Below are 20360 nucleotides of genomic sequence, written 5' to 3'. Positions count from 1 at the left end.
CAAGGCCTCCCGGCGGGTCACGTTTCTAGACAGGCGATCGGTTGGACGCGGCATCAATGCGCTTCAGCGCTCCCAAGCCAGCGCCGCGGAGCTTGGTACGAAGCTGCGGAGAAACAGCGCCTACAAGTTCCAGGAACAGTCTCGCGATAAGCAGCGGATGCAAGATCCACGCAACCAGATGAAGCAGTGTCATGCCCAACGGTGCTTTGCGCCTGTGCCGATAGGCAATTGCGACGAGGTGTTTTATCCGCCTCGACAACTCAAAGGCATTCGCCGTGGAGCCACCAGGATTTTGCCAAGCCAGTCGCTCGGAGCTTGGCAATCGCACCGAGCGCGTCGGATGATCACGGCTGTATAGTATCGCGCTGGGCGCATGAACAAACGTCCCGAGAAGAGCCATCTCGGCCAGAAGCGCACAATCCGAACCGTAGTAGGGCTCGTGCAGTGTCGTTTTAGCTAACGACGCCCGGCGCCAGAGGCCGAACATCGCAGCATCCCAACCGTGCGCAGCAACCATCAACCGGAAGCGGGATGCGGGCGTCGATCCTCCCATGTCCGGCAGCACCCTTTCGACATAGGAAGTCAGTTGACCAGTTTCGTCGATCCCCAGCAGTCGCGGGTAGGCAATGACGTGGCGGGCATTCGCGTCAAGCGCACGCACGCAGTCTGTCAAGAAACCACTGCTCAAGCGGTCATCGTGCGCGCACCATTTGAAATATTCGCCTGTGCTCAGTTGGAACGCTCGATTGAAATTGGCACCGGCTCCCAGGTTGCGAACGTTTCGGACATAGCGTATGCGCCTGTCCCGCTGCGCAAATTCCAAGCATATATCCGCTGTCCTGTCCGTCGAAGCATTATCGGTGATGACAAGTTCGAAATCGCCGAAATCTTGCTCGAGGATCGACTGAATCGCATCGGACAGGAAATTCTCGCCGTTGTAGACGGGTAAACCAAGGGATACCTTTGGCGACTTGGAATGTTCCATTTCCAGGCTCCTTCTGGGGTGGACGTCAGACCGCGACAACTTCCGGCCGCAGGTCCAGTGCAACCAAGGATTGCGCCACTTCGTTCACGTATATCGGGTTCATGACGATGACGAGATCAGGGGGAGCGTCCAACAAGTCGCTTGGCGCGATGACCGGGTGACCGGTCCCGGGCGTAAACTTGCCTTGCTTGTATGGGTTGATGTCGACTGCTGCCCAGACTTCGTCTCCAAGCTGCAAGGTCGTCAGGAACGACACTGCCTTGGAGCCGCCGCCCCACAGGACGACCCGCCGGCCGGCGGCGTATGCGGCGCGGATGCGCTCCTGCCAGAAATCCTGAACCGCACGCACGCGAGCGGGAAAGGTTTCCGCCAAACGGTGCATCACTTCCAGATCGTGCTCGAGCGGTAGTCTCGGCATCGTCCGGCCGGCTGAGGGCCGGGCGTACTGAACGATGTACTGGTTGTCATAGACGAGCTCCAGATCAGTAACGTCGAAACCTTCCTGGCGAAACAGGCGTGCGTGCGCGCCAGGACTGAAATAGGAGCAATGCTCATAGTAAATGTCCCAGAACGCGCTCTCCACGAGCACACGTTTTGCATCAGGCGTCTCGAAGACCGCCCAATCCTGGGTCCTTTTGCCGATCATCTTGCGGATCAGCCGCACGAAACTCGACACCGAGCTGACGTGTTCGAGCGTGTGGCGACAGAGGACCGTATCCGCCTGGAGATGCTGGTAGTCCGGTCCGAAATAGTCGACGATGATCTTGACGTCGCCGTACTCATCATTGCGGCCTTTGTCGGCTCGATAGGCTGGATCAATACCGAGCCCGGTGGAGCCGCCCGATATGCAAAGTTCGCGGAGAAATTCACCCTTGCCGCAGCCGATCTCCAACACGTGCTTGCCGGCTATCGCACATTTTTGTGCAATCTCGCGTGCAAGTCCTTTCGCGAAACTGTTGAAGGTGCTGGAAAAATGCTGGGATTCCTCGAAATTGGTCGAGTAACCCATGATCGTCTCGTCAAAGGCCCTGTTGAATATGAATCCGCATGCGTCGCAGAATGCGAGGTCAAGGTCGCGGCGGGGAAAGGCGTGGGCTTCTCGGGCCGAGTTCAGCAGGACACAACTATGCACCGGGATGGATTCGACCCGGTAGATTGACCCGCTGACCGGCGCCGAGCAGCACGGGCACGCGGCCGGTCGAAGCGCTTTTCTGTTGCTTGCCATGTGAAGGTCAACCGAATTCATTGTAAAATTGGCTCGACAAGTGAACCGGTTATATCGCGCGTCGAGCTCTCGGCTCCGAAGAGTTCATTGTACTCGGTCGCGCGAGCGAGTTGGACAGACTGGGCCAGGCCAAGGGCGTCGAGTATCGCCAGGTCGAACCTTTCCTCGGAGAACCGGGTCGCGTTCACGCGACAGGCGTGCGGCGTAATGGACAGCGCATTTTTCTCGAATAGATCAATGGCCCCAGCTACGGAATCGATGGCCTGACGGTCGAAGAGCACACCTGTCGGATGGGCGCTCTCGCCAAGCGGCCGGACAATGTCGCGCGCGCCGCCGCGGCCGAAAGCGATCAATGGCGTGCCGCACGCCTGGGCCTCGGCAAGCGTTATCCCGAAGTCCTCGCATCCGGCGAACACCATCGCACGAGCCTTGGCGATTTTTTCGATGTATTCATGCCGCGGCAGATAGCCGGTGAAGACTATGTTGGGGCCGGCAAGCGATCGCAGATGTTTGGATTGTACTTCGTCGCCGACAACAACCAAGCGACGCAACGGCGTTTTGCTGAACGCCTCGATTATCAGATCCGTTCGTTTATACGGGGCGTGGAACGCGGCCGTGACGTAGTAGTCATCCTTGTTGACGACGAGTTTAAGATCCTCGGTGGCGACGGGCGGATGGACGACCCGCGCGTCGCGGCCGTAAATCCGTTCGATTCGAGAGCGGACATAATTCGAGTTTGCCAGCATCAGGTCAGGACCGTGCGCCGTTCTCGTGTCCCAGGTCCGCAGCCTGTGAAGCATGTAGCGAAAGACGAGACCCTTCGGCCCAAATCCCAAGCGGGCCTGCTGCAAATAGGAGAATTGCTCGTCCCACGCATATCGCACCGGACTGTGCACATAGCACAAATGTAGTTGGTCCGGGCGGGTCAGAACGCCTCGAGAGAATGCGGCCGAAGAGGAAATTACCGCGTCATAACCCGTGACATCAAATTGTTCGATCATAAACGGGCAGAGAAAGAATAGTGACCTGTAGTACTTTTCCACGAAGGGAAGTCGATTCATGCCGGAAACGTGGAAAATTACGCCTGGAAAATACTCTTCCTTGATCTCCTTCGGGAGAAAATCAAACAGGGTGAAAACCTCGGCTCTCGGAAAAATCTTGCAGATCCGGGCAAGGACCTGCTCCCCTCCCCGAAAGTTCGGGCACCAATCATGCACGACGGCGATGCGCGCGTTGCGGTCGATGCCGGCAAATGGCGTCTTGCTGATCGATCGCAAATGTTTGGTATCCCGGCCCACCATGGTGGTTGCTTTCGGCTGTCGCACATGGCGCATGCATTGCCCTCCCGGAATGTTGGCACCTTTTTCCGGAATTCTTTGTTGCCCGGATGCTCAGCGACTGTGTGTCGTCCGCCCCGTCCAAACAAGCTGCCTATCGGGTTAAGCGCCGCACCCTCCCGAGGCCCGATGTACTCCAACGAGGTACGCCTCCTACTTCGATGGGTCTAAGCACGCATCAACGCTAACCTTATGCGCAGGCTGTATCGGCGCGACCGGCGGATTAGGATCATGGCGCGCTCACTTCGCAAGCAGTGGTCGCGCGCCGTATCTGTACCCATTGCCCGCGAGGAGAGTTGATCGTCGATGATAGTGGTCGTGATCGTCGCAACGTTTGGTCGCAAGGAACAAGTGACTCGGCTTCTTTCACAGTCGCAAGGGGCTGGGTGGAGCCCGAGTAGAATCTGAAGATCTAGTGCAGAGGTAAGAGATGCTCCAGGAACTGCCTTTTTCCGTCGACAGCGGCGCTCGTTCAAATCATCGAGTTCGGCGCCTGGGCAACCTGTCGGCTCGGCGCAACGGTTGGCGCATTCTCCACGTCGTGGTGTATGCGGGGATGTCCCTGGCCTGCATGTTGGGTGCCTCGGCTGCAAACCCCACAGACTATGTGCTCGGCCCGCAGGACAAGCTCCGCGTCAAGGTCTACGAATGGCGTGCATCACGCGACAAGATTTTTGGCTGGGATGCTCTCAATGACGAATACATAGTCGGTCCCAATGGCTCCGTTTCGCTACCGCTGGTCGGCGAAATCAAGGCTGCCGGACTCACCACCGGTGAGATCGCGAACTCGATCGGCGACAGCCTCATGAAAAGCGTCGGCCTCTCGCGAAAACCGAACACCGCTGTTGAAATCGTCCAGTTCCGACCGTTCTACGTCGTCGGCAAGGTGACGCAGTCGGGAGAATTCGCATACCGGCCCGGGCTGACCATCTTGCAGGCATTGAGCATCGCGGGCGGGTTGCGGACTCGAGAGGACAGGGATGCCAGGTTCGAGCGCGAGGTGATCCAGGGCCAAGGGGATGTGAGCCTGCTTAGACTGAGCGAGGCCAGTCTCCTCGCTCGCAAGGCACGGCTCGAGGCGGAACTCTCGCATGCCAGCGACATTCAGTTTCCGGCCCAGTTGACGTCGCGTATTCAGGACGACGTCTTTGCCGTGCTCTTGAAGCAGGAACGCTTGATCTTCCAGGCGCGCAGCGAGGGATTGGACACTCAGGTCAAGGCGCTTCTTGGTCTCCGCGAGTTCCTCCAGAAGGAACTTGCCTCGCTGGAAGCGCAACTCGTTTTTCTCGACAAGCAGATCGGCTCAATCCAGAAAGAATTGACAGCGGTTTCGGCGCTTGTCGCCAAAGGTCTTGCGGCGGCGCCGCGCGAGTTTTCTCTGGAGCGGGCCCTTGCCCAGGCGCAGAGCGAGAGGTTGTCGGCGGAAACCAGTCTGCTGCGCGGGCGCCAGGAAATCAGTAAAACTGACATATCAATTCTCGAGCTCCAGGATGGGCGCGAAAATGAGATAACGGTCGATCTGCGTCAAACGCAAGCTGAGCTCGATGCTCTCGAAAGCAAGACAGAGACGACAAGGCGGCTATTGTACGAGTCCGCGGTATCTGCCCCGAGCCTTCTTGCCCGCCGAGCCGACGCGGAGCTGGCTGCGCCGATCTACACGATTTTCCGGCCGTCGGCGGACGGTGCGACAGTGCAAATCCAAGCTGACGAAACGAGTGCCGTCGAGCCCGGAGACACGATCAAGGTTGAAATACCACTGGCTGAGGATGAAACGGGCGCGCTGGACCTGACATCGACCGAGCGGCATGAGGCGCCGGGAATAGAACTCAAGGCAGAGACCGCCGGCGACACTGTAGGCATTCCGTAGCCTCCCGGCGGATTTTTGGCAGGATGAGGCAGACGACTTTGAGAGGCGACGAGGAGAAGCCACAAAAGCGCCTTCAGCCACCTGAGCAGGAGGGAGAAGCTCGGACCGAAGGAATATGAGCATGCCAACGCAGTCGATGATGTCTCCGTACATGCCGAAAAACAGCCAGCGAGTTGGCCCAGTTGACGCATTGAGAGGCTTAGCCATGACGGCGGTCGTGGCACAGCATTGCGGATTGTTACCATTTGGATGGACGGGTGTGTGGCTCTTTTTCGTGATCTCCGGATACGTTGTTACCCTTACGGTGATAAGCCGGGAAAGCGATCAACCGGCGCTAGAAAGGTTGGTAGGGTTTTTTCGCAGGCGCGCACTTAGGATCGTCCCTGTCTATTTCGCCTACATCTGCGCAGGTGTCGTGACCATCCTTGTGAGTGGGAGTAGCCTCGACCTGATCGCTCTTGGCTCGCTACTGGGGTTTATCAACAATCTGGCCATGACGCTTGGGCGAGGTGAGCTTGATTCTTGGCCCGTCGGGCACCTGTGGACTATCTCAGTGGAGATGCAGTTCTACGTCATCTACGGCTTTGCGCTGTTCCTGATGTCCCGCCGCACCGTAGTCTTGCTGCTACTTTCTATGCTCATCTTGGCGCCTATGTTGCGCCTAGCCGTATCGATTGGCCTAACCAGAATCGGATGGGGTGCCGAAACCAGCGCGTACGCGGTCTACGCTGGATCATTTCTTCATACCGACGCCTTTGCGACGGGCTGTTTGCTAGCTTTTTTAAGTAAATATGGAATGCTCCAAAGAAAAGCTCCATTTGTTGCAATAGTTGGAACCTGCTTACTTTTCATCTATGTAATACTTTACACAAGCATTAACTACTATGTCGTGGAAGCGCGGGGCATCGACATTCTAAAAAACGTCCTCTCCGGAATTCTGTGGGGGCAGTATCGCGAAGTATTCCTTTACAGTGCGCTAGCCGCCGCCTCTGCCGGCCTTGTAAGCCTTGCCGCTGTGGAGCACCGTTCCGTTCACTGGCTTTTGAGACTGAAATCTCTCCAACATATTGGAGAGATTTCATATGGCGCATACATTTACCATGCGATTGCGGTCGTCGCGGCCAAGTTGGCCCTCTCTCCGATAATGGACTTTTCGGCGAACCCGAGGCCAATCCATACGTGGATCGCGTTGTTCTTGTTGGCATACCTTCTGACGATTGTCGCCGCAGAACTTTCATTCCGATTTTTCGAACGCCGCTTCCTGGATATCCACAATCTGCGATCTCCCACCGGGCAAATTTCCGAGATGCCGACATGACAACAGTGCGTATTGCTCTTGCTTTCCTCTCGCTTTTGTTTGCCAACTCTGCCAGCGCGGCGCGGGAGCAACACCTTTGCAAAGAGCCGGCGCCCGTAAATGTGAACCGCCCCGAGTTGATCGAAGCTGTTTCGTTTGAGTCACGCGGCTATGGCTGGTTCATCCAACATGGCGTCGTAGCGTTCCTCGGCTTCGGCCGGCGGCATGTTGCCGATGGGCTCGCTCGAGGCCGAAACCCGAGCCGGCCGGCAGGGACGCAAGGCCGATTATCTCGGGCGCAAAGACTTCGTCGTGCTCGATGAACTTGGCTATCTGCCATTCGCCCAGTCCGGTGGCCAACTGCTATTCCACCTGGTCAGCCGCCTCTACGAGCAGACCTCGGTCATCGTCACCACCAACCTGACCTTCGGGGAATGGCCCTTGGTCTTCGGTGACGCCAAGATGACCACCGCGCTCCTCGACCGGCTCACTCACCACTGCGATATCGTCGAGACCGGCAACGAGAGCTGGCGCTTCAAGAACCGCGCCTGAACCCCAACCCGCTGAACCGCCCAGGTGCGCAACCCCGAGCAGCCTCGACGGATCGGATCAGCTCACCGACCTTAGGGGGGTCAATATTGTGATCCGGAAAATTCAAAGGTAAAGAGCGAGTATCGTCGACTTTGAGGCCATAGGTGGGGATACTCAAAACTTCGCCCCGTGCCATTCGGTATCGAGCTGTCACGCCTTACTAGGGATCCTCACATGGACAAAGCGACGACCATCATTGGAATAGACTGCAGCCCACGCGCGTCCAGTAACTCAGCGCGGATGCTCGGCGAGGTTTTTCGCTCGCTCGAGAGAAATCGGCGGGTGAAGGTCGTGGAACAGGTGCGTCTGGCCGATGAGCGTATCGACTGTCTCGGGTGCGAGCAGTGTTATCAAACGTTCGGATACCACGGCGACGGGATCGATCGTGTTCTGTCACTCATGAAAGAGTCGGACGTGATTCTGATGGCTACTCCCACCTGCTTCGGAATGCCGCCGGCCCTGGGCGTCGTCTTGCTTAACAGATCGGATCCCCTGTGGCGCGACGGACAACAGCTCAAAGGAAAACTCGGAGCGGTCATCGTCAACGGCGCCACCGATCCCGCGGACGATCCGAGTGTGCGCCTATGCGCGGACAACATGATCAAGTTTTTCGAACAGCACGAGATGCCCTGCGTCCAGCCGGTCCATCTGGGGGGAACGCTCGCGTATCCCGAGCAACGGTTTCCGGACCCGCTCCCCGACGGGACGATGGGCGTTCTCGAGCAATTGGCTGACGAGATCCGGCAGTGGGTCGGGAGCAGGTGATACCGGCACATCTCTTACCTCCTCGCGTGGTGAGACACGACCGCCCAGGTGCGCAACCCCGAGCAGCCTCGACGGATCGGATCAGCTCACCGACCTTAGGGGTCAATATTGCACGCCGATAAGGGGTCAATCTTCAACGCCGTTTGACAAGGATCTCCGTATCAGGAGCCTTCAGGCGATCCGACCCGCCGGTCGCGGGCCGAACCTAGGAGTCCTGCGTCGGGAGCCGCGTGACGGGCGTACTTGCGCCTAGAGCACGGACCCTGGTTGCGCAGATGACCGCAACAGCAATGAAAAAGCCGATACCCGGATCGGCGCTCCCACCGGCCAGAGAGCCGGCAACAATGGAAGCCAGAGCACAAGCTCGTACGCTTGACACCACTGCGTTGGTTTCTGGATCGATATACTGTTTGAGGCTTCCCATGCCCCGAAAAACCACCACCAAGAGTACTACCATCATCAGGCCGCCGACCAAGCCAAGCTGTGACGCAACTGCGATCGGCCAGCTAGATGCACGCGAACTGCCCAAGCCTACACCGAGACCGCTCGTCTCGAAGAACGCCTCCATACTTTTAGCATTCCAGTACGCTCGCTCCTGGCCAGAGGAGGAATTTCCCTTATTTATAACCATAGAATCAAGTAGTTGGACGTATGGAGTGAAGAAACCCTCATCATAAAGGCCGATCGCCAAGGCCATGCAAACACCAAGCGAAACGACGGTGAGGATCAAGATTTCGGTCTTGTCGAAGCGGCCGGAAAGGAATGAGCGCAAGATAGAGATCGCAACAGGAATGCTCAGTATGGCTAGTCCCACATAGGCCACCGAAGACGTGGAAAGGGCCAAAAGGACAAGCACCAGAACAGCCAGCCCCCCCGCCAGCCGCGACTTCGTTTTGCGCCAGTAAACATAACAGAATGCTAAGCAGGCGAGTGATCCGCCGCCGAAGGCCGATGCCTCGGAGGCGGCACCCGCAATGCGCCAAAAACCACCCGTCTTAACTTCTGAGAGCATCGCGTAGTTGGCTGTGCGGATCGGCCGAAGGACATCTCCTGCTCCTGCTAGCTTGCCGATTAGGTCGATCAATCCCATCCCGCAGTGGAGACCGCATGAGAGAAGGAATGCGCGCCGAATTTGGTCCATTCTATCCTTGTGCAGAAGCAGAACGCACAGGGCGATAGCAGTGAGCCCCCCCAAAACGAAATATCCGGTTTGTGAGATATTGCCCGACACGGGTGCAAGCGGAGCCTCCACGACTCCGCGTCGCATTGTCGATTGTACAAAGACAATAGTATCTCCCGCGAAGAAGCGCGGGAACAACCAGGCGCCGACCATGGCATAGAGCATCAGCGCGCAGAGGGCCCAGATCGGTCGGATTTCGCCGAATACATCGCCGAGGTGCCGCCAAATTCGTCGCCTGAAGGCGACGGCAGTCACCAGAAGCGCAGCGAAGAACGTGAAGATGAGTGGCGACGATCCCCCAAGCGAACTTAGCGTAACAACGGCTGTTGCACCGAATGTCAGCGACACAATGAGCCCGATGATTAATGGAGCCCGGAAATAGCATCCTAGAAGCAATATTCCAGTACAAACTAAGAGACCGATGAACGAGACCTGCATGACGCTATGTCCAACCCAGCGGCGTGAACCGATCGCTTTGACTTGCGTTTGGATAGTAGGAACATTGCAGCGACGCGGGACATCGTTCAGGATAAGAAATCCAGATAGTCTGTACGCAAAATTCGAGCGCTGGGGCGGAAATATCGTTGCAGGCTTCGAACCCTTTTGCCGAAGCTATCTCGCCAGCAGCGGCGCGCAATGGCTTCATCTGCACAATGCCCCTAGAACTTGACCCGCTTAAAAACGCCCTCAGGCATCGCGGCGATTACCCCCATGACAAGACGCCAGCTTCTTCTCACGTAGATGATGTCGCGGTGCCGCGATTCCGCAGCCTCGTAGATGGCTTCGGCTACTTCATCAGGTTCTGCCGTTAAAAATGGTGACAGTTTCATCCCGTCTGTCATTCGGGTCCGGACGAAACCCGGCATGACCGTCACCACCCTCACGCCTGAGCGCCACAATCGACCTCGAAGCCCCGACAGGAAAGCAGTCAATCCGGCTTTGGCGGAGCCGTAGACATAGTTGGAGGCGCGGCCGCGGTTTCCGGCGACCGAACTGACACCAACGATGGTGCCGGTGCCCCGCTTCTCGAATCGGTCCGCCAGCATGCCAAGGAGAATTGCGGGTCCCTCAAAATTCGTACGGAGTGACAGTGAGGCGTATGCCGTGTCGGCAACCGCTCTCGACTGGGTTGGAAGCATTCCCACCACGCAGACGACTGTATTGGGCAATGTGCCGAGTGAATTGATGAACGGCCCGAACGACTCAGTATCCAAGATGTCGAGGCGGCAAAGTTCGGCCTTGGCCTGCGAGGCGGTGAGAAGGTGGTTGACCTCCCGCAGGCCTTCTTCGTCGTTTCGGGCCGTAAGGATCACTTTCCAGCCATGCTCGGCATAGACGAGGGCCGTTGCCCTCCCTATGTCCGAAGTGCCGCCTATGATCAAGGCGGTTCCCGGTTGTGTCGTCATACTGCGATCCTTTTCGACAACATCGACGCGAGCCGTCCTTCGGCCCCAATCGCGCGGCGCTGCTGACGAAATACAGAAAGATTCGGATAGCCCGCCTCGAACGTTTCGGGCCGCTGGCGGGCGTCCTTAGCCAGATAGAGCCGCCCTCCCCCTTCGACGACCAAGCGGTCCAATCTATCCAGAAGTGAGAAGATGCTGTCGGATACGGGAAAATCGAGAGCCAGCGTGACTCCCGGCATAGGAAATGAAAGCTGGCCGCCACCCTTGCCCAACGTCTTGAGGACGGCAAGGAACGACGGGTCCCTCGTTGTGGCAATTTCTCCCATGATTTCAGGCAAGACGCGTGACGCTGTCTGATGGGGGAGAACGAATTGGTATTGCAGGAACCCGCGGCGGCCGTAGAGCCGGTTCCATTGGTCAAGGCCGTCCAGGGGGAAGAAATAGGATTGCCACGTCACCAGTTCATCCTTGGTGCGTGCGCGGGCGTAACGGAGCGCATTAAAGGCTCGGATGGAGTGCCTGTTGAGAAGAAATCCCGGGGCATCCAATGGCACAGCAATCCCGCGACCACGGGTATTCGGGTAGATCGGTGCACCCGGGTTTCTTTCCTGGAGAGCGTCAAGGCTGACATGTTCGCCGAGGTAAACCAGCGAGCGGCCAAGCGCGTTTCCCCTGGAAAGGCAATCGACCCAAGCTACGGCATAGCTGGCGCCTTCATTAGCTGTCAGTAGCTGCACGGCCGATAATATATTCTCAGCTCGTACAGTGTTCTGCCTCATCCATCCTGTTTCGACCTTGATCAACCGGATCGTAGCCTCGACAATCGTTCCAGTCAGGCCCATCCCCCCAATCGTAGCTTTGAAGAGGTCAGAATTATCATCCCGGGAGCATCGGACCGTCTGTCCCGAGGGAAACATCAGTTTCAGCGCTTCTACATGATCGCCGAAGCCCCCGACCCAATGATGGTTTTTGCCGTGAACGTCCGCAGCAATCATGCCGCCGATCGTGACAAAGCGCGTGCCCGGTACCACGGCAGGGAAGAACCCTCGAGGCAGGAACCTGTCGATTAGGTCAGCTAGCAACACACCAGCTTCGACTGTCAGTAAGCCCGAGGTTTCGTCGAAACCCTTCATTCGGTCGAAGCGCCGCATATCGAGCGTCACTCCTGCACCGATACCGGCGTCGCCATATGAGCGTCCGTTGCCTCGCGCCACGTAGGTCGGTATGTGCCGCTGCAGCATCGCCAGTTCGCGAGGAGATCCCGGGCTGACGACGTTGCTGCTGTGCCTCGGATACCGTCCCCACCCGCTTAGCTCCACTGTGGCCTCCCGGAACGGAAGGTATATCTGCTGTCGAGGGCGAACTTGGTTGCATAGCCGATGGCAAGTCCGAGAATCGCGCCCGAATATTTGGCAAGAGACGTCCCCCAAATGTGCCAGAATCCTATTTCGAAGGCCCAGGAGATAATCGTCGTTAGTACGCTGAACACCCCGTAGAGCGTTACCTTGCGGGCTTCCTGGTACCTGCCTTCAAACGGATCAAAGAAGATGTAGTTTTTGTCGAGAACATATTTGACGACAAATCCCCCGACGGTGCCGACCGTGATTGAAACGAAGAGAGTGAAAAACGGTGCGGCGCGAACTGTTGCCTCCTGCAACAGGAGGTTGGCTGCCGTCGCGATGACTGCGAAAGTCGCATAACGGGTCGCGTATGTTGTGAATTGAAGGGAACGCATATCGTTACACCATTTCGCGTTGCCTAGACCGCCGCCACGACAGCTAGCCCGGCAATGAGGAATGACAGCAGGCTGTTGCGGTCGGTCATCGCAAACACAATCGGATCCTCGGTCATGCTGCGCCTGTGAGCAATCATCACCAGACGGCTGGTCCAGTAGATGAGCACGGGGCAGACGAACCAGAGCATTTGCGGCCGTTGGTAGAGCACGTTCACGTCCGGCGAGGATATGTACAGCGCGAACACGGTGACGGAATTGTAGCCCGCGGCCGCTGCAAACGCGGCAACCACGCCGAGATCCTCGAACTTGTAGTTCCGGTTCGAAGGCTCGGACAGTTGGAGATCTAGGCGTGTGGCAAGTTCGGCATATCTCTTGACCAGGGCCAGCGCCAAGAAAATGAAGATGGCGAAGGTCAGAAGCCACGGAGAGACGTGCACTCCGATCGCGATAGCCCCGGCAATGATGCGCACCGTATAGAGCATCGCGAGCGTAACGACGTCGATGAGCATCTTGCGCTTGAGGTAGAACGAATAGGCCGTGGTAAGGACGGAGTACCCAAGGAGGACGGCAAAGAAGGCAGGAGACACACCAGTAGCGAGGATGAATGACGCGATTAAAAGCAGCGGCGCGGCGAGCAACGCGTGGATCAGTTGGATTCTGCCCTCCGCCAGCGGTCGATGCCGCTTGGTCGGGTGCGCCCTGTCGGCCTGAAGGTCAACGAGGTCGTTGATAATGTAGACACTCGAAGCGCAAAGGCAAAAGCTGAGGAATGCGATTCCGAGCTCGATCAGGTTCTCGGCAGTGAACTGGTGGGAAGCCAGCAACGGAACCAGCAGCAGAAGGTTCTTTGTGTATTGGTGCACCCTCAAAAGGCGCGCCCATGTCCGCCAGCTTGGTTTCTGGTGGGGCAGGTATTCCTTTTCGACAGGCATTGCCGCAAGCCTTCTGGAAACCCGTCCAGATGTGCGGATTGCAATTGCCGTTCCGCATTTTGACCAGACAGCCAGGTCGTCGGCATCGTTGCCAATGTAGTCGAACCTTCCCTCGCCGAACACTGCGACCAGCTTGGCTGCTTTCGTCTTGCCCGAGCAGTTCGTGGTCGCATCCGACCCGATGTACCCATCAAAAACGCCCAAGTGATCTGCAACAGCTCTGACGATGCGTTCGGAAGCGGCGGATGCAAGGTAGACTTGCCGCCCGTCCTTCTGCGCCGCCTCAATCTCTTTGAGCACAGCTTCGTCGTATGGAAGCGCAGACGCGTCGAACTCTACCGAGGAAGCAGCGCACTGTTTTAACGCAGCCTTGCCAAGCCTCAGTGCTTTTAACATGTCGACCGCAGATTGAGGTCGGCGTGCAAACTCCGACAGGGCGGTTTCTATCAACAGGTCTGAACGAACCAGTGTCCCGTCCATATCAACAACGAGCGGGCGACGGCAAGCCGGCTGCGGCGCCGCAACTTCGACATCTATCGATTCTTGCGCCATTTGCGCTTCGCCCACTCTGCAGTTTGCAGAGCTGAGCAGATCACGCGCGCATGACGAAGCGTAGTGCGCAAAACGGAGTAAACGATACCACCATCGTGTGAGTTTTGCGCTCATTGACGAAGCGTAGCGCGCAAAACGAAGTAAACGATACCACCATCGTGTGAGTTTCGACGAATTATGATGCGTTGCAGCGGGGGCGGCTGGGCCGCACAAAGCTTTGGCACATATGGAAATTCGTCTCGAACGGGCCACAGCGATGTTCAAAAACTTGGTAGCGCACCGCGGGAGCTCCAGACGTTTAGACCGCGTTCAAAATTGCATCCATAACGGCGATAAATCTCTATGTTAGCCAATATTACAAATGCGTCCTGAATAACGATGGCGGGATCAGGGGCAATGGTGAGTGTTCTCAAAGTCGAGCCAGGTAATAACATTCAGAACAATTCCATCGATGGTAACAGTGTCGCTTCAGAGCCCAAGGACGGAATTGACAGGAAGTTCACCCTATTTTGCGTCTTTGCCGCCATTGCAATGGGGGCAATGTTGCGTTGGCTCGTCAACTCAGACGAGGCGTTTTGGTATGACGAGGTGTGGACCGCGACGATTGCACTGCAGGACTGGCGCGGGGCACGTGAGATTCTGGGGATCGATGTAAACGCACCCCTCTACTACCTGACTGTCTGGGGGTGGGGGCAACTCTTCGGCGTGTCTAACGTTGCAATTCGTGCGCCTGGCATGATTGCCACCGCCGCTGCGCCATTAATGGCATGGATGCTGCTGCGCGGACGGATGCCACTGCATCAAAGGGCCTTGTTCACGATCATCATCGCGCTGTGGATTCCCAGCTTGTATTACGCCGAAGAGGCGAGAAGCTACGCCTTCACGGTGCTCGGTTCCGTGTTGCAAACCGTTTTCTTCTTTCGTGCGCTACGGGGCAAAGACGAGACCGGGGACATCACCGGGTGGGCGCTGTCGGGGCTGTTTCTCGGACTGAACCATTACACGACCTTGGTCATGTCAGCAGTCCAGGGGGTGTCGCTTCTTCTTCTTTTTTGGCGAACGCGGCCCCTCGCGATTGCCTTTGCAGGTTTTGCCTACACGCCAGTTGCCGCGGTCTTCCTGAGCCACTACGAAGCCATTTTGCACATAACCACTTCTCAGAACTTCTGGCTCAAGCCGTTGTCGCTCTTCGATCTCGGACGTGCGTTGAAGTTCCTGGCAGGCGAAATCTATGTCGCCCTCCTCCTGGTCTGCATCATTGGTGCGGCGCTTCTCATCGATGCCAAAAACGCGGCTAATGAAGGCACGCTGCGCCGCTATCGCGTGACCAACGTCGCGTTGTTGTGGATAGCGCGCCTGCGCAACTCCATCCGATCATCCCCGCTATTCCTGACCGCCTTGGTAAGCTTCCTTGGGTTATGCCTTTTTCTCGGCATTGCAGTACTTCGACCTACTTTCATGCCTCGCTTCCTGTTCCCCTTTGCACCTGGCCTTTTCCTCGGCTTGATATGGTTCATCGACGCAATGCCGAGCACTCGCTTATGCGCACGCTACGCGACAGTTGCCGTGTTCTTTGCAGGTGCCTTGATCTGGGGGGTCCAAAGCTCTACAGAAATTAACAAACACCTGACATGGGAGCACGAAAGCGCGATCTTGAAGGACGCTGGAGTCTCGGAAGTCCTTTTCATCCTCGATCAGGGCTTCCCAACTCCCTACCCCGAATTTTTGCATCCCAAAGTGTTCGGCTTTTATTTTTCCCGCGCCGGAGCCGACGTAAGGGTCCGGGAGTTCGTTCCCGATTATCAGGGATACTCCGATCCGAGGCCGCATCTCATCAGCTTTCTCAGTGAGAAGCCTGGACGTGGTCTCATCTGGAGCATTTTTCCGGGGCCCTCTCCCGACCCCATACCGTCTGACCTCGAAGGCAAGATCAGGCGAATTCGCGAGCGCGGATTCTCGGCAGTATATGATCATACCGTCATGGAGGATATTGAGGGCGTTGATTGCCACGCGACACAAACCGGACCCTGGTCAAAGTATACCTGCTACTCCGCTCACGATCCGACGGCACAGGGTGAACTACGCGATGATTAAGGTTTGACCTTCGGCGTGCCATACCAACGCAGCAGGCGGCTTGCGCGTGCCCGAACGGCGCCTGTTAATCCTTTGCAGTTTCGAAGCAAGCGGACATTCTCCTGAGTGCAGCTCCGAAGCATGGGGCAGGTCGACCGAAATATGACATTGCTTTTTTGCGTCAGCTTCGACCTGTCGAAGCCGACGCGCATGCCGCAGGCGGAGCCACGGGCCGCATTCTACGGTGAAGCGCGACCGCTCCTTGCTGTCGCCGGATCCCGGCATTTTCTTTTTGTTGCGATGTCTACCCGCAGTTCGCGGCAGGCTGTTCAAAAAGTGCCTCCAGCCGTTTTGTGGACGGCACTCTCTTAGCCCCGACGATCGCGAGAAATCGCAAGATTGCGCAGAATGCAAAGCGACGGAAATTCGCCATTGGAGAGGGCGACAATATCGAGATCGCCGTCGACATCGAGGTCAACGGCTCGCGCGGCCACAAAACTGCCGGAGCTAATATACTGCAGGCCTCGACGACCGTTGCCATGGTCGGCGAGGATATAAAGGCCGCCCAACCCAGTAGTACCCGCCGCGATCACATCCGGCGCATTGTCGCTGTTGAGGTCGGCAGCCGACAGAGGCGCAAGATCGGGTGACACTAGCCGCGGCCCATTCGATTCATCGTTTGCGGAGTTTTTGATCTTGGCGTTGATTGCTCGTGGCCAGCCCTCTGCAAGATCGCCTCCAGTGTTGCGCCATGCCAATGCGCCGCAAGCCACATCGGTCACACCATCTCCATCGACGTCGTCTGTTGAGAGGGTGCATGTTTGCTGCCCTGTGTCTATTGAAGCCGCGAGTTCCCATCGGTCCAGAGGCAACCGGTCGCGGGGCAAATCGAGCGCATTGACCCAGATGTGAACTGGCGGATTCGTCACCCAATTGGAGCCGTAAACATCAAGATCACCATCAGCGTCGAGATCAGCGAGAACGCCATTGTGGACTCCACCCTGACCGATGACCTGGACCCTCCACATCTCACCACGCCCGTCGATATTGTAGACAGCGGCGATCAATCGGTCGCTGGAGGTATGCATCTGACCCACCATGAGGTCTGGATCGCCATCTCCGTCCAGATCGCCGACGGTCAGGGTGTGCGCCTTCTCGACGAGAGGCAATATTTTGTTGCTTTTCCAATATCCTCGGGGATTTCCATCCTTGGCTTTGTACCACACGATGTCTGCAACGTCCTCCGAGGATGAATACAAGACGTCGGGTTGGCCGTCTTGATCGATATCTGCAACGACCGTTTTGAAGTTTTCAGGTGCCGGCCCTATCGAATAACTCTCCCATTTGTCCACTCGTGCTTGTGCATATCCTGGATTTTTTAGCCAGGCTCCACTTACGACGATGTCCTGTATGCCGTCAGCATCTATGTCCCCTATACCCAACCCTTCCTGACCAAAGTCGCGGCTCGTCAAAGGGCGGCCCATCCATGATCCGTCAGCATTCTGGAAAAAGATGATGACGCTATCTTGCGACCGCGTTGCAATATCTAGACGTCGGTCACCATCGAAATCGGCGAGTTTGACATCCTTGCCCCAACCTCCGATCTCTCCGATCTCGCGACGGAGCCATTGTGCGCCATCGGTAGGGTCTCCGCTTGGCAGTGGATTCTGGAACCCCACTAGATTGGCACCTTCCGGCCCATCGGGAACGACTATGTCAAGATCGCCGTCACTGTCGATGTCGCCCAACGCACCGTCGGTCGTAAACTGGTTTTTGGGCCGTCCGATCAGATATGGACGCCAACCCGGTGCACGATACCAGACCAACGCTTCCTTGACTTCGCCTCCGATCACGAGGTCGAAGAGGCCGTCGCCGTCAATGTCACCAACCATCTTTACGTCGCCGGATCGATCGTCGACGACTTGCATTCGAAATTCGAGGCCATCCCACAGCGCAGCCGACGACAGCGACACCGGCTCGCTGGCCGTGAACTTCGTGCACCCCACTATCACGGCCATTGCCAGCAAGCAGGTCCACCAAGCGGCACAGTGCCGTCTCCGCCGTTCCAATGTGCTCAACAGCATCTGAAAGACCTTAATGCTCACGACATCGGCTCGAATAGGAAAACCTCGACTGGGCCTTTTTGGCCACCGTTTCTCCGAGAATGATCCGGCCTCCAAGTCGCCCGAGCAAAGCACGTGAGGCTAGGCGGCCGTTAGAGGCCCAAAGGGAGTATGTGTACCACGTTTGAGGGCGCGGTCCTGGCAAAGCCGGAACCGTGGTTGAGGTGAAGGCGATCGGCTCCTTCGCGAGTTGGCTAATGAAGGGTTCCCCCTTTCGGTCAAGTACCGGAAATATTAAGATCCGCTAATGTTGTTCGGCGATGAGCAAGGACAACATCATTTCTTTGGATGGGGCCATCAGGGCCGAAATCCGCAGGAACCTGGCCGATGTCATGGGATTGCACGGCTTCGACTTCGAAGTCGACACCATACTCTCCAGTTGGGAAGGCGCGATAGATGATCGTCAGGTGATGGAAGCCCTACGCATCATTAAACTCGCCGGCTTCATGTTCGACGAGGTTCCGTACAGAGCAGACTGAAGTGGCTGCGTTTGCCCGCCAAAAAAGCCAGATCGTTGGCCTGATGAGGGTTCGGCTGCGGATCAAGCGCGGACACTCGACGCGATCGGGTCGACCTCCGCGGCCACCCCGCCCCCACCGGCATTGCCAACAGAAGAGCCGCCAAGCGAGACTCGAGGCTATTGTCCCGATTGCCGTCGCAGCAAACGCCAGAGAGGCTATGAGCGCAGTGATCATCGACCAGCGCATATAGACGACGAGGGCCAGGATTCCCGTGCAAATCAATGCCACTACGACGGAAACCTGCATTTCACACTCCGACGATCGATGGTCCAGACCCTGACTGCGCCGCCGGAACCGCCGAGCTAAAAGGTTGGGCTTCACAAAAACGAGCGACTCTGATTTCCTTGGGACAGGGTTCATCTGCGCGGCGTCGATTGACCCTGGGAGGAGGTCGCCGTGTTGCTTGCCATTGTCGGCGTTGCCGGTCTTGCCCTGGCAATAGGGTTTACGCTGCGCGCGCCGGCGCTGATCGTGGCGACCTTGGTGGTGATCGTCGCCAGCGTCGCTGTAGGCAGTTTTCTTCACCTGTCTGTTCCAAACACCATCCGCTCGACGTTTTATCTCGTTGTCGTCACCCAAATTGCCTACCTGGTCGGCCTTGCAATTGCCGTGCTGCGGCATCGCCCAAGGCGACAATAGAGTGGGCGACAATGCGTTGTGGGCGACAATCGCTTGAGGCCGTTTCTGCCGCGCCCTCTGACATAGCCAAGGGTCAGGAGGTCTGATCGAACTTCATCATGGCCGGTATCGTCCGCATCAGGATCGAAAGATCGCGGCGTAGAGACCATGTCCGAACGTACTGCGTGTCCAGCAATACGCGATGCGAATACTCGGTCGTGTTTCTCCCGTTTATCTGCCAGAGGCCGGTCAGTCCTGGCCGCGTCTTCAAATATTCATGCGATGCTGCGCCATAGCGTTGCAATTCGTCGGCAACGACAGGACGCGGGCCGACGCAACTCATGTCGCCCCGCAAGATATTGAACAACTGCGGCAGCTCATCCAGGCTCGATTTGCGAAGCATCCTTCCGAAAAACAGGATACGCGGATCGCAGCTCAGCTTCTGATTGGCCGCCCACTCCTGGGCGGCTTGTGGATTGCAACTCAGATGCTGTTCGAGCACCTCCTCGGCATTCCGCACCATGGTGCGGAACTTGTAGCAGTCGAAGGCCTTTCCATCGAAACCAATGCGCTGGTGAACGAACAGCACCGGACCGCCTGTGGTCGCCTTGATCAGAAGCGGGATCACAACCAGGATCGGACCGGCCAGGATGAGCGCTGTCGAGGCTACCATCAGATCCAGCAGCCTCTTGGCCCAACCGCCGAGCGGCTGTCGGCCTTCGCTCCGCGGACCATCGTCAATGCTCGCCGTGCGCATGTCCGGCTCAAACGGAACGGCGCCATGGTCATGGCTTGCGTTGAGTTGAGGCGACGACAGGTCTGGCGTATTCGATCTCGCGGCCGCATCGCTTTCATGCCGAAGAAGCGAAGTCGCGGCGGGCCTGGCTCCGACCAGTAGAACCCAGCCTTCAATAGCCAGGTCTTCGCACTGCCGCAGGTTACTTTCGATCACGTTGGACATTTTCCGCTTGCGCTCGATTTCAACTTTTCGTTTGCATTTTGGCGACGACGGTTGATCTCCGGCAAGCAGGGAAAAGGTGGTAGATCGGGGGTGTTTGGCAGCGTGGCCTACCGCTTAGTTGCTAGGCCGGGTACGGACGAATGGCTGCTCCGTCCAATGCCTGGCATGATTTCGGAATCGATTGTTCGGCTC

Annotated in this window: 17 protein-coding genes and 1 pseudogene; 7 read left to right on the top strand and 11 right to left on the bottom strand. The window is 57.3% G+C overall.

What is annotated here, in order from left to right; all coding sequences use genetic code 11:
- Nucleotides 1-25: 25 nt before the first annotated feature.
- From AC0L2R_RS13770 to AC0L2R_RS13760, 3 genes are all read right to left on the bottom strand, one after another.
- Entirely contained in the window at nucleotides 26-985 is a 960-nt protein-coding gene (locus tag AC0L2R_RS13770; protein WP_473509535.1) for a glycosyltransferase family 2 protein, read from the bottom strand.
- A gap of 25 nt (nucleotides 986-1010) precedes the next feature.
- The gene (locus AC0L2R_RS13765; protein ID WP_473509533.1) at nucleotides 1011-1994 is read right to left on the bottom strand and encodes a class I SAM-dependent methyltransferase; all 984 of its coding nucleotides are present in this window, start codon (nucleotides 1992-1994) and stop codon (nucleotides 1011-1013) included.
- Between the two features lie 233 nt (nucleotides 1995-2227).
- Nucleotides 2228-3511, bottom strand: a complete 1284-nt coding sequence (locus AC0L2R_RS13760; RefSeq protein WP_473509734.1) for a glycosyltransferase — start codon at nucleotides 3509-3511, stop codon at nucleotides 2228-2230.
- A 466-nt stretch (nucleotides 3512-3977) separates the two neighbouring features.
- On the opposite strand from AC0L2R_RS13760, the gene AC0L2R_RS13755 reads away from it, so the two are divergent.
- From AC0L2R_RS13755 to AC0L2R_RS13740, 4 genes and pseudogenes are all read left to right on the top strand, one after another.
- Entirely contained in the window at nucleotides 3978-5414 is a 1437-nt protein-coding gene (locus AC0L2R_RS13755; RefSeq protein WP_473509531.1) for a polysaccharide biosynthesis/export family protein, read from the top strand.
- Nucleotides 5415-5535: 121 nt separating this feature from the next.
- Nucleotides 5536-6732 carry an acyltransferase family protein gene (locus AC0L2R_RS13750; RefSeq protein ID WP_473509529.1) on the top strand — a complete coding sequence of 399 codons (1197 nt, stop codon included), beginning with the start codon at nucleotides 5536-5538 and terminating at the stop codon, nucleotides 6730-6732.
- A 222-nt stretch (nucleotides 6733-6954) separates the two neighbouring features.
- Nucleotides 6955-7263, top strand: a pseudogene (locus tag AC0L2R_RS13745) (ATP-binding protein); the annotation flags it as partial.
- Nucleotides 7264-7476: 213 nt separating this feature from the next.
- Complete coding sequence (locus AC0L2R_RS13740; RefSeq protein ID WP_473509527.1) at nucleotides 7477-8067, top strand: flavodoxin family protein; 591 nt, start codon at nucleotides 7477-7479, stop codon at nucleotides 8065-8067.
- A 205-nt stretch (nucleotides 8068-8272) separates the two neighbouring features.
- On the opposite strand, the gene AC0L2R_RS13735 is transcribed toward AC0L2R_RS13740, so the two are convergent.
- The 5 genes from AC0L2R_RS13735 to AC0L2R_RS13715 form a co-directional block, all read right to left on the bottom strand.
- A complete protein-coding gene (locus AC0L2R_RS13735) occupies nucleotides 8273-9685 on the bottom strand; it encodes a hypothetical protein (protein WP_473509526.1) in 1413 nt (470 codons plus the stop codon).
- 221 nt (nucleotides 9686-9906) lie between these two features.
- Nucleotides 9907-10653: an SDR family oxidoreductase gene (locus tag AC0L2R_RS13730; RefSeq protein WP_473509524.1), complete on the bottom strand. Its 747-nt coding sequence runs from the start codon at nucleotides 10651-10653 to the stop codon at nucleotides 9907-9909.
- On the bottom strand, nucleotides 10650-11894 hold the full coding sequence (locus AC0L2R_RS13725) for an FAD-binding oxidoreductase (RefSeq protein WP_236473090.1): 1245 nt from the start codon (nucleotides 11892-11894) through the stop codon (nucleotides 10650-10652). Before AC0L2R_RS13725 ends, AC0L2R_RS13730 begins: the two co-directional genes overlap by 4 nt.
- Nucleotides 11895-11962: 68 nt before the next feature.
- A complete protein-coding gene (locus tag AC0L2R_RS13720) occupies nucleotides 11963-12388 on the bottom strand; it encodes a GtrA family protein (RefSeq protein ID WP_473509522.1) in 426 nt (141 codons plus the stop codon).
- A gap of 23 nt (nucleotides 12389-12411) precedes the next feature.
- Complete coding sequence (locus AC0L2R_RS13715) at nucleotides 12412-13872, bottom strand: UbiA family prenyltransferase (protein ID WP_473509521.1); 1461 nt, start codon at nucleotides 13870-13872, stop codon at nucleotides 12412-12414.
- 396 nt (nucleotides 13873-14268) lie between these two features.
- On the opposite strand from AC0L2R_RS13715, the gene AC0L2R_RS13710 reads away from it, so the two are divergent.
- The gene (locus AC0L2R_RS13710; RefSeq protein WP_473509519.1) at nucleotides 14269-15966 is read left to right on the top strand and encodes a glycosyltransferase family 39 protein; all 1698 of its coding nucleotides are present in this window, start codon (nucleotides 14269-14271) and stop codon (nucleotides 15964-15966) included.
- On the opposite strand, the gene AC0L2R_RS13705 is transcribed toward AC0L2R_RS13710, so the two are convergent.
- Both AC0L2R_RS13705 and AC0L2R_RS13700 read right to left on the bottom strand, forming a co-directional pair.
- Entirely contained in the window at nucleotides 15952-16278 is a 327-nt protein-coding gene (locus AC0L2R_RS13705; RefSeq protein ID WP_473509517.1) for a hypothetical protein, read from the bottom strand. The genes AC0L2R_RS13710 and AC0L2R_RS13705 overlap by 15 nt on opposite strands.
- Before the next feature lie 35 nt (nucleotides 16279-16313).
- Entirely contained in the window at nucleotides 16314-17963 is a 1650-nt protein-coding gene (locus tag AC0L2R_RS13700) for an FG-GAP repeat domain-containing protein (RefSeq protein ID WP_473509732.1), read from the bottom strand.
- Between the two features lie 365 nt (nucleotides 17964-18328).
- Here AC0L2R_RS13700 and AC0L2R_RS13695 point away from each other — a divergent pair, with 365 nt between their 5' ends.
- Both AC0L2R_RS13695 and AC0L2R_RS13690 read left to right on the top strand, forming a co-directional pair.
- Nucleotides 18329-18547, top strand: a complete 219-nt coding sequence (locus AC0L2R_RS13695; protein ID WP_473509516.1) for a hypothetical protein — start codon at nucleotides 18329-18331, stop codon at nucleotides 18545-18547.
- Between the two features lie 438 nt (nucleotides 18548-18985).
- Nucleotides 18986-19228, top strand: coding sequence for a hypothetical protein (locus AC0L2R_RS13690; protein ID WP_473509514.1), 243 nt, complete (start codon nucleotides 18986-18988; stop codon nucleotides 19226-19228).
- A 73-nt stretch (nucleotides 19229-19301) separates the two neighbouring features.
- Here AC0L2R_RS13690 and AC0L2R_RS13685 read toward each other — a convergent pair whose 3' ends face one another.
- The gene (locus AC0L2R_RS13685) at nucleotides 19302-20168 is read right to left on the bottom strand and encodes a sugar transferase (protein ID WP_236473089.1); all 867 of its coding nucleotides are present in this window, start codon (nucleotides 20166-20168) and stop codon (nucleotides 19302-19304) included.
- Nucleotides 20169-20360 lie beyond the last annotated feature (192 nt).

It is taken from the genome of Mesorhizobium sp. WSM4820 (genome assembly GCF_055811075.1).
Note: the sequence above shows the minus strand (reverse complement) of the source record. Positions and strands in the feature narration are given on the sequence as shown.